This is a genomic window from Terrabacter aerolatus, from assembly GCF_007991735.1.
Classification (GTDB): domain Bacteria; phylum Actinomycetota; class Actinomycetes; order Actinomycetales; family Dermatophilaceae; genus Terrabacter; species Terrabacter aerolatus.
On record NZ_BJYX01000001.1, the window covers coordinates 310,318 to 322,492 of the forward strand.

The following is a 12,175-nucleotide window of genomic DNA, read 5'->3' on the forward strand; positions in this document are numbered from 1 at the left end:
CCTGGGGAGGTTCGGCGACTGAGGAGGGTCGGGCGGCGAGCGGGTCAGGCGGCGACGGTGGGACGCGTGTCGGTCGCCGACGTCACGGCCGGGGACTGCGGCGCGGGCCGGGCAGGGCGCAGGAAGAGCGTGAGGACGACACCGACGTAGAGCACCCACGCGACGGCCTGGAGCAGGGTCGTGGACGGCGTGAAGTTGAAGATGCCCTTGAGCAGCGTGGCGTACCAGCTGCCGGGGTCGACCGTGGCGCTGACGTCGAAGGCCAGCGTCGTGAGTCCGGGGAGGACACCGGCCTCCTGGAGGTCGTGGAGGCCGTAGGCGAGGATGCCGCCCGCGACGAGCACGAGCAGGATGCCGGTCCAGCGGAAGAACCTCGCGAGGTTGATCTTCACGGCGCCGCGGTAGATGAGCCAGCCGAGCAGGACCGCCGCGCCGAGGCCGATGACCCAGCCGATGAGGGGTTGGCTGTTGCCCTGGCCCGCGGCCTGGGTGGTGGCGTAGAAGAAGATCGCGGTCTCGAGTCCCTCGCGGCCGATGCCGAGGAAGGCGACGAGGGCGATGGCGAGGGGCCCCATGTCGAGGGCCCGGTCGAGCTTGCCCTTGAGCTCGCCGGAGATGGTGCGCGAGGCGGACTTCATCCAGAAGACCATGAAGGTCACGAAGACGACGGCGATGATCGAGGCGGTGCCGCCGATGGTCTCCTGCGCCTCGAACGTCAGCTGGCGGGTGCCGTAGGTGAGCAGGGCCCCGAGGCCCACGGACAGGACGACGGCGACGCCCACACCGGCCCACACGTACCGCAGCGCCCACCGGCGGTCGGTCTTGACGAGGAAGGCGACGAGGATGACGACGACGAGGGCGGCCTCGAGCCCCTCTCGGAGTCCGATGAGCGCATTGCTCGCGAGCACGGGTGCCTTCTCTCACGTCGACTACAGGAATTACGCCACACCCTCGTGACTGAATTCAGGAAAGCACAGGCAAGGCTTGCCTAACAAGTCCGTCGGGGTGTCAGAGTCGACACATGAGCGCACCAGCCGCCTTCTCCGGCTTCCCACCCGCGGCCCTGGCCTTCTACGCCGAGCTCGAGGACCAGAACTCGCGCGACTGGTGGCTCGCCCACAAGGACGTCTACGACCGGGACGTCCGCGAGCCGATGCTCGCCCTGCTCGACGGCCTCGAGGACGAGTTCGGCGAGGCGAAGCTCTTCCGACCCAACCGTGACGTCCGGTTCAGCGCCGACAAGTCGCCCTACAAGACCCACCAGGGCGCCCTCGTCGGATCGGGAACGGTCCTGGGCTACTACGTCCAGCTCAGCGCGGACGGGCTGCGTGCCGGCGGCGGCTTCCGCGCGGTGAGCCCGGCGCAGACCGCCCGCTTCCGGGCGGCGGTAGACGCGCCCTCGAGCGGCCTGGAGCTCGAGGCCGTCCTCGAGACGTTGCGCGGCAAGGACTTCGAGCTCATGGGCGAGCAGGTCAGGACGGCACCGCGGGGGTATGCCGTCGACCACCCCCGCATCGCCGTGCTGCGTCACAAGGAGCTCATGGTCTCCCGCGACCTCGGCGCTCCGGCGTGGCTGTCGACGCGCCGCGCCCTCACCGTCGTGCGCGACACGTGGCGGGCCGTTCGGCCACTCACCGACTGGCTCGAGGAGCACGTCGGGGCGGAGACCGTCGCTCCTCGACGGTGAGCCCCGGTCGTCCGGTCACCCGGGCTTGCGGCCGACGACGCCGAACATCGTGACGGAGTAGAAGGCCGTTCCTGATCTCGCGGCGGCCATCGCGTCGGCGAGCAGTCGGTCCGCCTCCTCCCGGGTCAGCGCACCGTCCTCGACCGCGGCGTCGGCGTTCCGGTGGACCACGCCGCTGCCGAGCAGGGCGCGCGGTGGCATGACCAGCGCGGCCGAGCCGATGTCGTGGTCCACGAGCAGGCCAGCGGTCCTCAGCTGGTGCGGCAGGTGGCGGGCGGCGAACGGGTTGGGCATGCGGGCCCTGGCGGCTTCGGTGTAGCGGCGCACGACGTCCGGGTCGCCGGGGTGGCTGATGACGGTGCCCCAGTCGCTGTCGAGGACCGCGACCCGACCGCCCGGCGCGAGGACGCGCGCGAACTCGTGGGCCGCGGCCTGCGGGTCGCGCAGGTGCTGGAAGACGCGCTCGCAGCGCAGCACGTGGACGGCGCCGTCCGCGAAGGGCAGGTCGGCCGCGTCGCCGTCGATGAAGGTCCCGGTCGAGCCCATCAGGGCTGCGCGCTGCGCGGCCACCTCGCGCAGGCCCGGGTTCGGCTCGATGCCGACCGCACGGCCGTTGGGGGCGACGGCGTCGGCGAGACGACGCAGCTCCGTGCCCGTCCCCGCCCCGACGTCCACGACCGACTCCCCCGGCTGGGGCGCGACGGCCTCGAACGCCCACGTCCGGAGCCGCCGCACGGCCGGTTGCTGCTCCTGCGCGTCGAGGAGCGCGACGAGGGTGGCGACGCGCGCCGCGCCGCCCTCACCGATCCGCTCCCGGGTGAACATGTCGGGAGCGGCTCCCGACTCCCCGGAGGGCGTCGCGACCGACTGGGGGGTCACGCCTCCAGCATGCGGTCCGGCGTCCCGTCACCGCACGGTTTGGCGAGAACTGTCCGGGGTGGGCGGCTACGTTGTCCCGGTGACCCAGCGCAGCGTCCCGGTCGACGCGTACATCATCGGTGCCGGCCCCGGCGGGCTGGCCACCGCAGCCGCCCTCAAGGCCCGCGGCCTGCACGGCGTCGTCCTCGAGCGCAGCACCGGGGTCGGCACGTCGTGGCGCGGACACTACGACCGGCTGCACCTGCACACGCCGCGGGAGCTGTCCGGACTGCCCGGCTTCGCGATCCCCAAGGAGATGGGGCGGTGGGTCTCGCGCGACGACGTCGTGCGCTACCTCGAGCTGTATGCCGCCCACCACCGGCTCGACGTGCGCCTCGGCACCGAGGTGGCTCGTGTCGACCGCTCCGCCACCGGCGACGCGTGGACCCTGACCCTCAGCGACGGGACGACGCTCACCGCGCCGTACGCCGTGGTCGCCACGGGCTTCAACCACACGCCTCGCGAGCCGGATGTGCCCGGCCTGCAGAACTATTCGGGCGACGTGATCCTGGCGCGCGACTACCGCAACGGCTCGACCCACGCCGGCAAGGACGTCCTCGTCGTCGGCACGGGCAACACCGGGACGGAGCTCGCGGTCGACCTCGTCGAGCACGGCGCTGCGCGCGTTCGCCTCGCGGTGCGCACCGTCCCGCACATCCTGCGCCGCAACACGGGCCCGTATGCCGCGCAGTACACCGGCATCGCCGTGCGGCACCTGCCGACCTCTCTCGTCGATCGCGTGGCCCCGGTCGTCGAGCGCATCCAGACGCCGGACCTGTCGGCGCGGGGCCTCCCCCGACCGTCCACCGGCCTGCTGACCCGCGTCGAGCGCGACAACGCCATCCCGGTACAGGACGTCGGCATCATCGACGCGATCCGCTCCGGCGCGGTCGAGCCGGTGGTGGCGCTGCGCGAGTTCGACGGTGACACCGTCGTCCTCGCGGACGGCACCCGCCTGCAACCCGACCTCGTCGTGCTCGCCACCGGCTACAGCCAGGGGCTCGAGCCCCTCATCGGTCACCTGGGCGTGCTCGACGAGAAGGGTCGGCCCGTCGAGCGTGGCGGCCGCACCGCCCGCGGCGCCAAGGGGCTGTGGTTCACCGGCTACACGAACCCGATCTCCGGCATGCTCCGCGAGCTGTCGATCGATGCCCGCAAGATCGCCCTCTCCATGGCGATGACCAAGCGCCGCGAGATCAAGGCCCTCCGCCGCCGCACGGCTGCCTGAGCCCCCGCGCCACACCCCGGCGCTCGGGACCTGCTCCCCTTTCGGGAGCAGCTCCCGAGTCGCCGCGAGGTCGGTCCCGGTACACCCCAATCGGAACCTGCTCCCCTTTCGGGAGCAGCTCGCGAGTCGCGGCAAGGTCGGTCCCGGTGCGGCCCTATCGGGAGCTGCTCCCCTTTCGGGAGCAGGTTCCGAGTCGCGGCGAGGTCGGTCCCGGTGCACCCCTATCGGAACCTGCTCCGCTTTCGGGAGCAGGTTCCGATGGGCGACGGAGGGTCCGGTGCCGGAAGCCCGGTCAGGGGTGGTGCTGGCCGCCGAGGTTGAGGAACGCTGCCGCGACGTCGTCGGTCTCGGCGACGGCCCGCGCGAGTGCCTCGTCGCTCGGCAGGCCCGAGACGAGCAGCTCGTGGTGGCGCGTCATCGTCGTCGCGGCGACGTCGTCGGGCACCGGTGACACGGCGGCGACGACCGACCGGGCACCGAGCGAGAGCAGCGAGAGGGCGAGCCCGAGGGACTCGTGGCCGGGACGGGCCGAGGCCAGGCCGACCTCGCACGCCGAGAGCACGACGTGGTCGGCGCGCACGCCCGTCGGCTGCAGCTCGTGCGCGAAGACCGGGCCGTCGTGGAGCACGAGGGAGGAGAAGAGCGGCGACTCGTGCTGGTGCGTGCCGTGGGCCGCGACGTGCACGACGCCGGGGCGGGCCAGGGCACCGACGAGCTCCTCCCGCCGGGAGGGCTCGGCGAGGCGGGCTCCCGCGCCCCACGTGTCGACGATCGTGCGACCCTCCCTGGACGCACGCGGGACCGACGGCCCGACACTGACGTGCACGTCCGGGACACCGGCCCCCTCGTCGCTCGACGCGGCCCGCCGTGCGAACGACGTCAACGACAGCGCGACGGTGAACGGACGCCCCGCCATCGACGGCAGCAGCGCCCACGGCAGCGCCGAGAGCTCCGGGCAGGTCACGACGACGAGACCCCGGTCGGAGCGCCACGGCCGCAGCAGCCCGTCGTCGAGCTCGGCCGCGCTCGACCGCAGCGACGACCAGACCGCCCCCGCCAGCGGCCCGAGGTGGTGGGTGGCCGCGGCCCGCAGGTCGACACGGACCCGCTGGGCGAGCTCGGTCGCGCGGTCGGCCGGCATGAGGTCACGCAGGACAGCCCGACCGCCGACGACGCCGACCGCTCCGATGCGGCCGCGGTGTCGGAAGAACCAGACGAGGTCGCGGTCGACGCGCCCGAGGTGCTCCCGCGCCTCGCGCACCCGGACGGGGGCGGTCCGCCCGGACCCGCCGTCACGGCTCAGGGCCCAGTCGCGGTCACGGATCTGCCGCTCGAGGCGCGAGGCGTGGTCGTGCAGGTCACGGATCTGAGCGGGATCGCTCTCACCCCGCAGGTGACCGCGCACCGCGCGCAGCTGCTCGGTGAGCGAGGCGAGCTGCTCGTCGTCGGGTCGTCCCAGCGACGGCAGCCGGTCCGTCGCGCTCCGCCACCGCTCGAGGGCCTCGAGCACCGAGGCGCTGCCCCGCGGCACCGCCAGTTCCAGGTCGAGCTCGGCGAGGCGGGCACCGTGGACCGCGCGGGCGGTGCGCAGGTCGAGGCTGGCGCTGCCCTGCTGCCCTGCCGCCAACCGGCGCGAGGCCCGGACGAGGATGCGTCTGGCCGGCGCCACGTCACCCGTGGCGACGAGCGTCGTCGCCGTGACGACGGCGGCGTCGAGCTCGTCGGACAACGAACCCGACGACACCCGCTCGAGGCTGAGCAGGCGCGTGTTCGCGGCTGCCGCGTCACCGGCGAGCAGCAGCGCCTGTGCCGCCACGACGCGAGCGCTGTCGGCCAGTTCCGGGTCCCCGAGCTCCGTCGCCGTCTCGGTGAGCTCGTCGGCCGTCGCGGCGGCCGCGAGCGCCACCGCCGCGTCACCCACGCCCACGAGCCTCCCGACGACGTCCGAGACCGGCAGGTCGTCGCGCCCGCGCCGCGTCCGTCGCTGCCGGTCGAGGTCCACGAGCAGCCCGACGAGCCTGGCCTTGGCGGCCCACGCCGTGGCACCGATGCGGCCGTACGTCTCCCGGGCCGACTCCGCGGCCGCCGCGGCGGGGTCGAGGTGCCCGAGCAGCCGGTGTGCCCGCGCCAGGGCCAGCTCGAACTCGGCCCTCATCTGGTCGTGCCCGTCGCCGTCGAGGGACTCGAGCCCCGCGTGCAGTGCCTCGACGGCCTCCTTGACGAGGCCGGCCTCGAGGAGCACCTGCGCCCGGTCGAGACGCGCAGGGCCGGTGAAGACGTCGGACTCGAGCTCCTCGGCCCGGGCCATGCCGGCGAGCGAGCGCGGGATGTCGCCGAGGAGGTAGGCGGCATACCCCTCGTTGTGACGGGCCATGAACTCCTGCTCGGCGCCACCGAGGTCGTGCGCGAGCCTCGCGGCCTCGGCGAACGACTCGAGCGCCTCCTGCGGACGCAGCAGCTCGAAGGCGAGCATGCCCCGGCTCAGGTGCACGGAGCACTGCTCCTGCTCGGTGAAGGCGTCGAGGCGGCGCACGGCACCCTCGATGCCGTCCCAGGCCGAGGCGAGGTCACCGACGCGGCCGTGGATGTTGGCCCGCTGGTAGTCCAGACGGGCCCGGAGCGCGTCGTCACCGAGCTCGTCGACGACGTCCTCGGCCTCGGCGAGCCGCGCCGACGCCGACTCGACGCCGGACAGCATGAACTCCGTGAGGGCGAGCGTGATGAGCGTCTTGCAGCGCAGCTCGAGACGGTCCCGTGAGGGCGCCGCACCGGCGGCGCGGTCGATCTCGTCGAGTGCGGCCGTCAGCGAGCGTGCCGCGTCGACCGGGCGTCCGGCGACGTTGTCGGCGGCGCCGCGCTCGCGCAGGATCCGTGCACTCTCGAGCAGATCGATGGCTCCCGCCCGGCCTCTCGCTGAGGGCCGGTCACCAAAATGTCGGGATCGTCAGATCTGGATCGTCGGTGTGATGACCGGCCGCGTGTCGTCGTTGCCCGGGTCGGTCACGACGAAGTGCACCGGCCCATGGGGTAGATCATCCAGAACGAACCGCCCGTTCGCATCCGAAATCGCCGAGCTGCTCCCTTCGCTCGTCACCGCCTCGACCTTGGCGCCGGGCGTGGTGACCCAGCCGTCGACGCGCACGCGGTCCTCCGAGTCGTCGGAGTCCATGGGACCCGACGAGACCATGAGGCTCATCGAGGCGGCCGTGAAGGTCACGGACTCGGTCGGCGTCGGCTCGACCGCCGCCTCGGCGCCCCGGGTCGTCAGCAGGGCCGAGTCGATGAGCTCGGCGACCTCGGCGTGGAGGGCGTGCACCGTGATGGCGAACTTGATCCGCTCGGCGAGGTCGCTCGGCACGGGGTCGGCGTGGGCGAACAGGTCGCGCACGTGGGCGAGGTTGGCGATGTCGCGGGCATCGATGGCGTCCGTGTGCGATGTCATGTCAGACCGCCCATCCGGGGTCGCTGCCGAGGGTGGTCCTCAGCTTCTGGAGGCAGCGGCCGCGGGTCGGGCCGATGCTGCCGACGGGCATGCCCAGGGACTCCGCGATGGCCGCGTAGTCGGGGCGGTCGGCGAACGCGATGACCCGGAGGAGCTCCTGGCATCGCGGGGAGAGGGTCGAGACGTGCTTCCACAGCACGCGCTGGCGCTCGGAGAGGATCGACTGCGCCTCGGGGTCGAGCTGCTGCGCCGGAGCCTCCGGCACCTCCTCGACCCCGAACTCGCGCCGGGCCCCCCGCGCCAGGCGCCAGACCTCGCGCTTGACGACGACGACGAGCCAGCCGAGCACCGCGGCCGGCTCGTTGATCGAGTCGGCCCGGTCGACGAGCTGGAGGAAGGCCGTCTGGATGGCGTCCTCGCACGCGGCGGGCACCCCGCCCTGGGACCGTGCCGCGCTCCACAGCACCGGCGTCACGAGGTCGACGAGCTCCGAGAGCCGCTCGCGCTCCCCCGCCCGGTAGGCGGCGAACGCCTTGCCCGCGAGGGTCCCGAGTCCGTCGGGGGCGGTGGGGGTCGGGGTCATGACCGCGTCCTTCCGATGCAGGTGCGCAGCGCGCGGATGCCCCGCTTGCGCATGGCGGGCGCCGAGACGTCGGTCAGGCCGCCCTCGTCGATGAGGGCGGCCGCGAGCTCGGCGGCGAAGACCGGGGTCGCGAACGACGTGCCGCTCCACACCCCGAACCCCCCGGTGTAGTCGTCGGGGTCCACCGTGCAGCGCACCGTGCCGTCGGCGGAGACCTGCGAGGAGGGCTGGCCCATGCCGTTGGTGAGCGGCAGGGTGCTGACGACGGAGACTCCGGAGCGCACGGCGCTGACCACCGTCAGGGTGTTGGAGAAGAGCGCGACGGTCGTGCCGTCGGGGTTGGTCGCGCCGACGCTGGCGAGCGGCGGCACCGACTTCTTCGTGACGCGCTGCGGCGGTGCCGCGGCGAGCGCGGCCGGCACGAACGGGCTGGAGGTGCCGTCGTTGCCGACGCCCGCCACGACGAGGATGCCGTGCTCGGCGAACCGGTCGAGCAGGTCGGCGACCGGGCCGGAGGTGTAGCTGCTGTCCTCGGCGTAGTAGCCGAGCGAGAGGGACAGCACGTCGACGACCTCGGACGGGTCGTCGTTGTCCTGCCCGTGCACGTGCCGGTCGAGCAGGGCCTGCAGGACGTCGAGCATGACGCTCTCGTCGACGATGCCGTCGTCGCCCATGACCGGGATCGACAGGATCGTCGCCTCCGGGCAGCCCTGGCGGACCAGACCGGCGATGAAGGTGGCGTGCCCCTGGAGCAGCCCGACGGGCTCGGACGGCGCTGGCACCGTGATGGGCGGGGTGGCGGACGGGGTGGCGGACGGGTCGCCCGGCCCGGTCAGCAGCGGCACGAGACGGCCGTTCTCGAGCACCATCCGGAGCACGCCCGAGTCGCGCTTGAACCACGGGTGACCCGCGATCGCGGTGTCGGGGACGACGACGACCGGGCTGCGGTCGACCGGCCTCGCGCGCAGCCGCGGGTCGGGCAGGGCCAGGGCCACCGGCATACGACCCCCGCGACCGGGCACGGAGTACTCCTCGAGCGCGGATCCTCCGACCCCACCCCAGTAGCCGCCGACCCCGCCCCAGTAACCCCCGACGCCACCCCAGTAGCCGCCGACCCCGCCCCAGTAGCCGTCGGCCGGCCGGAGCACGTGCTCGAGGCTCAGCAGCTCGGCCACCGGCTCGGCGGACTGGCGCAGCTGCTGGAGCACCCTCCACGCGTCGACGGAGTCGATCGCCCGAGCCGGCGTCAGCGTGATGCTCGTGCCCCACGAGTCCCCCTGGAGGTCGCGCGCCTCGCCGTCGGGACGTGGCGTCACCCGGAAGTCGAGCTCGAGCTTGGCGAGCGCCGCGCGCAGGTCGCCGAGACCGCGGGTGGCCCCGCCTCCCGGGGCGGCGCGCACGAGGAGACGGTCCGAGAGGTAGAGGGCCGGCAGCGGTGCGCGGCCGTCGGTGAGGCGCATCGCCGTGGCGGGGTCGAGGGCGCGGACGGGAGGACGCTCCGGCCGACGGGAGCCGTCGCTCGCACCGTCGCCGTTCGCGCCCCGGGGGGCGTCGGGACCCGACTCTGACATCGACGACTCCTGCTGGTTGGTCCGAGGGCGGATGGTCTTGGAAAGACCCTTACACCCGACTGAGTGCGCGTGCTCGGTTTCCTGATACATCGGCCCTCATCGGGGCCTTCGGAAAGTTCCTCCGAAAATGTTCGCCCGGGCAGGTATCAGGCGCTCGCCCCCGCACTCTGGGTGGTCAGGGGGAACGGTCACCGGGCTGCTTCGGGGCGCTGCGGAGGGGCAGCAGGCCCGGTGACCTCGCAGGGGATCGGGACTTCCAGGGGGCAGTCCCGTCCGTGGGGCGTCGGGCCTGGCAGCACCGGCGCCCCCTCCCCCTGCCCATGAGGGCGGATCGTGACATAGCGGTACAAGCGGGGCGTATGCCGTGCCGCGCGTCGCGCTCGCGCGCTCGCCCGGGTCGGCGCATACTTCACGGACGTGGCGGACGTCAGGGCCTGCCACGTGAGCTCAGGGGAGACAGATGCAGGTCAGCGCAGTCGTTCGCAACGGTGGCAGGCGGGGGGCCGGGTTCGCCTCTGCGGCAACGGCCGCCGTCCTGGCCCTCACGCTCTCGGCGTGCACCGCCACCTCGCCCGGGACGACCTCCGCCGTCGAGTCCCCCACCGTCGGCACGACGACCACGACCGCGGACGGTGCGGTCGACGTGGGCTCGACCGAACCCACCGGCCCGCTCCCGACGGTGACCGCCGACCCGCTGACCCCGACGAAGCCGACCCCGAGCGCGAGCACGCCCAGCAGCGCGCCGAGCACCCCGAGCACCCCGAGCAGCGCGCCCACGACGACGGTGGCGCCGACCGACCCGGGGAGCGTGGCGGGCTCGTGCGGGCGGACGCTGCCCGCCTACCCCGTGCTCCAGCCGGGGGCGACCGGGCCGGCCGTGCGGGCCCTGCAGTGCTTCCTCAACGACGCGGACTACGGGCCGGTCGCCGTCGACGGCGTCTACGGCGCCCAGACCCGCGCTGCCGTCCGGAAGGTCGAGGCCGGCTTCGAGGGGCCGCCACCCAAGCCCGGCCGCATCGACGCCGGCACGTGGGTGCTGCTCATCTCGCGCACGCTCGGCGACCAGACTCTCAAGTCCGGGTCGAAGGGCGCCGAGGTCGTGACGCTCCAGCGCGCCCTGCGCGCGGCCGGTGGCACCCTCACCGTCGACGGCACCTTCGGCGAGCAGACGAAGAAGGTCGTGCAGCGCTTCCAGCAGGCCAACCGCGTCGGTGCCGACGGCGTCGTCGGCCAGGACACGCTCTTCCTGCTCAAGATGGGCGCGACGATCGGCTGACCGTCGACCGACCCCGGGTCGGCCTCAGGCCCGCAGGTCCTCGAGCCAGGCCCGCGCGTGGTCGAAGTCCGCGTCGGTCGTGCCGGGCCTGGTGTCCGGCCGGCCCCTGTCGGCGCGCGGATAGGACCCGAGGAAGCGCACCTCGGCGCAGACCCGCCGGAGGCCCATGAGGGTCTCACCGACCCGGGCGTCGAGGACGTGGCCCTCGAAGTCGATGGAGAAGCAGTACGAGCCCATGGCCGCCCCGGTGGGTCGCGACTCGAGCCTGGTCATGTTGACGCCGCGCACCGCGAACTGCTCGAGCAGCTCGAGCAGGCCACCCGCGTGGTCCTCGCGCTGGAAGAGCACGATGGTCGTCTTGTCGGCGCCGGTCGGCTCGGGCAGCGTGCCCGGGCGCGCGACGAGGACGAAGCGCGTCACCGCCGACGCGTTGTCGCCGATGTCCTCGGCGAGGACCTCGAGCCCCTCGTTGCTCGCCGCGACGGGTGCGCACACGCCGGCGTCGAACATCACCTCGCCCGGCTGGGCGAGGGCGGCCGCGCTCGCGGCCGTCGACAGCGTGGGGACGTAGGCCGCGTCCGGGAGGTGGCGCCCCATCCAGCCGCGCACCTGGGCCCAGGCGTGCGAGTGGGTGCCGACCGTGCGCACCTCCGCGAGCGGCATACCGGGTCGGGCGCAGAGCACGAAGGTGATGGGGACGAGCACCTCCCCGATGACGACGAGCGGCTCGCCCGTCGCCAGCGAGTCGAGGGTCGCGGAGACACCCCCCTCGACGGAGTTCTCGATGGGCACCATGGCGGCGTCGATGTCGCCGGCGCGCAGGGCCGACAGCGCGGCGTCGACCGACCCGAACGGCAGGTGCTCGCGACCCTCGGCGGCGTCCCACGCGTCGAGCGCCATCTGAGTGAACGTGCCACGGGGACCGAGGTAGCCGAAGCGGTGCAGCTGGTCGGGCGTGCGGGGTGGCGTCACGACGCGTCCTCCGTGCGGTCGGGGAGGCGGGTCGCCGAGGCCAGCGCCTGCTGCTCCTCGGGCGTCAGGGTGATGCTCGAGCGGCCACCGACGATGCCCTTGGCATAGGTGCGGGACTCGCCGCGGGCGTGGATCGAGCTGAGCACGATGCCGTCGCCGAGGTCGTCGACGATGGCGGCCGAGAAGGACAGGCGACCGCCCATGTCGCCGAAGGCGTCGTAGCGCACGACGGCGACGTTGCGCAGGCTCTGGCGCACGTCCTCCTCGGCGCTCGCGACGTGCTCGCGCAGGCGGGTCAGCTCGGCCGTGAGCCGCTCGATGCGGTGGTTCTGGGTGGCGGCCACGCGGGCGATGTCGGTCTGGCCGTCGCCGCCGAGGGCGGCGAAGTCGCGGCGCACGCCGGCGAGCCGGAGCTGGGCGCCGACGGCGAGGGCCAGGGCGAGCAGCGCGACGACGACGGCCGCGATGGCCAGGGTCGTCAGCGTCGAGGCGTCCACG

11 protein-coding genes are annotated in these 12,175 nt (G+C 73.6%); 3 read left to right on the forward strand and 8 right to left on the reverse strand.

Going from position 1 to position 12,175, the window contains the following annotated elements; genetic code table 11:
• Positions 1-44: 44 nt before the first annotated feature.
• The gene (gene efeU / locus TAE01_RS01515; RefSeq protein WP_147062654.1) at positions 45-908 is read right to left on the reverse strand and encodes an iron uptake transporter permease EfeU; all 864 of its coding nucleotides are present in this window, start codon (positions 906-908) and stop codon (positions 45-47) included.
• A 113-nt stretch (positions 909-1,021) separates the two neighbouring features.
• Between efeU and TAE01_RS01520 the strand changes: the two genes are divergently transcribed.
• Positions 1,022-1,687 carry a DUF2461 domain-containing protein gene (locus TAE01_RS01520; RefSeq protein WP_147062656.1) on the forward strand — a complete coding sequence of 222 codons (666 nt, stop codon included), beginning with the start codon at positions 1,022-1,024 and terminating at the stop codon, positions 1,685-1,687.
• A gap of 15 nt (positions 1,688-1,702) precedes the next feature.
• Here the strand turns inward: TAE01_RS01520 and TAE01_RS01525 are convergent, their stop codons facing one another.
• Positions 1,703-2,566, reverse strand: coding sequence for a methyltransferase domain-containing protein (locus TAE01_RS01525; RefSeq protein ID WP_147062658.1), 864 nt, complete (start codon positions 2,564-2,566; stop codon positions 1,703-1,705).
• Positions 2,567-2,645: 79 nt separating this feature from the next.
• Between TAE01_RS01525 and TAE01_RS01530 the strand changes: the two genes are divergently transcribed.
• Positions 2,646-3,833: a flavin-containing monooxygenase gene (locus tag TAE01_RS01530; protein ID WP_147062659.1), complete on the forward strand. Its 1,188-nt coding sequence runs from the start codon at positions 2,646-2,648 to the stop codon at positions 3,831-3,833.
• A 292-nt stretch (positions 3,834-4,125) separates the two neighbouring features.
• Here TAE01_RS01530 and TAE01_RS01535 read toward each other — a convergent pair whose 3' ends face one another.
• From TAE01_RS01535 to TAE01_RS01550, 4 genes are all read right to left on the reverse strand, one after another.
• The gene (locus tag TAE01_RS01535; RefSeq protein ID WP_147062662.1) at positions 4,126-6,531 is read right to left on the reverse strand and encodes a CHAT domain-containing protein; all 2,406 of its coding nucleotides are present in this window, start codon (positions 6,529-6,531) and stop codon (positions 4,126-4,128) included.
• Positions 6,532-6,777: 246 nt separating this feature from the next.
• Positions 6,778-7,275, reverse strand: a complete 498-nt coding sequence (locus TAE01_RS01540; RefSeq protein ID WP_147062663.1) for a peptidase associated/transthyretin-like domain-containing protein — start codon at positions 7,273-7,275, stop codon at positions 6,778-6,780.
• A 1-nt stretch (position 7,276) separates the two neighbouring features.
• Positions 7,277-7,858: an RNA polymerase sigma factor gene (locus TAE01_RS01545; protein ID WP_147062665.1), complete on the reverse strand. Its 582-nt coding sequence runs from the start codon at positions 7,856-7,858 to the stop codon at positions 7,277-7,279.
• Positions 7,855-9,429 (reverse strand): S8/S53 family peptidase, encoded by a 1,575-nt coding sequence (locus tag TAE01_RS01550; protein WP_147062667.1) that lies wholly within the window; start codon positions 9,427-9,429, stop codon positions 7,855-7,857. Before TAE01_RS01550 ends, TAE01_RS01545 begins: the two co-directional genes overlap by 4 nt.
• Positions 9,430-9,889: 460 nt before the next feature.
• On the opposite strand from TAE01_RS01550, the gene TAE01_RS01555 reads away from it, so the two are divergent.
• Positions 9,890-10,705, forward strand: a complete 816-nt coding sequence (locus tag TAE01_RS01555) for a peptidoglycan-binding domain-containing protein (protein ID WP_147062669.1) — start codon at positions 9,890-9,892, stop codon at positions 10,703-10,705.
• A gap of 24 nt (positions 10,706-10,729) precedes the next feature.
• Here the strand turns inward: TAE01_RS01555 and pheA are convergent, their stop codons facing one another.
• The gene (gene pheA, locus TAE01_RS01560) at positions 10,730-11,677 is read right to left on the reverse strand and encodes a prephenate dehydratase (RefSeq protein ID WP_281289245.1); all 948 of its coding nucleotides are present in this window, start codon (positions 11,675-11,677) and stop codon (positions 10,730-10,732) included.
• Complete coding sequence (locus tag TAE01_RS01565; protein WP_147062671.1) at positions 11,674-12,174, reverse strand: DUF4446 family protein; 501 nt, start codon at positions 12,172-12,174, stop codon at positions 11,674-11,676. Before TAE01_RS01565 ends, pheA begins: the two co-directional genes overlap by 4 nt.
• Position 12,175: the final 1 nt, after the last annotated feature.

Bases quoted from the DNA above. Each gene is read 5' to 3' on its own strand.
- TAE01_RS01520 (WP_147062656.1), top strand. From the start codon at position 1,022: ATGAGCGCACCAGCCGCCTTCTCCGGCTTCCCACCCGCGGCCCTGGCC.
- TAE01_RS01535 (WP_147062662.1), bottom strand. From the start codon at position 6,531: ATGCTGTCCGGCGTCGAGTCGGCGTCGGCGCGGCTCGCCGAGGCCGAG.
- TAE01_RS01540 (WP_147062663.1), bottom strand. From the start codon at position 7,275: ATGACATCGCACACGGACGCCATCGATGCCCGCGACATCGCCAACCTC.
- TAE01_RS01545 (WP_147062665.1), bottom strand. From the start codon at position 7,858: ATGACCCCGACCCCCACCGCCCCCGACGGACTCGGGACCCTCGCGGGC.
- TAE01_RS01550 (WP_147062667.1), bottom strand. From the start codon at position 9,429: ATGTCAGAGTCGGGTCCCGACGCCCCCCGGGGCGCGAACGGCGACGGT.
- TAE01_RS01555 (WP_147062669.1), top strand. From the start codon at position 9,890: ATGCAGGTCAGCGCAGTCGTTCGCAACGGTGGCAGGCGGGGGGCCGGG.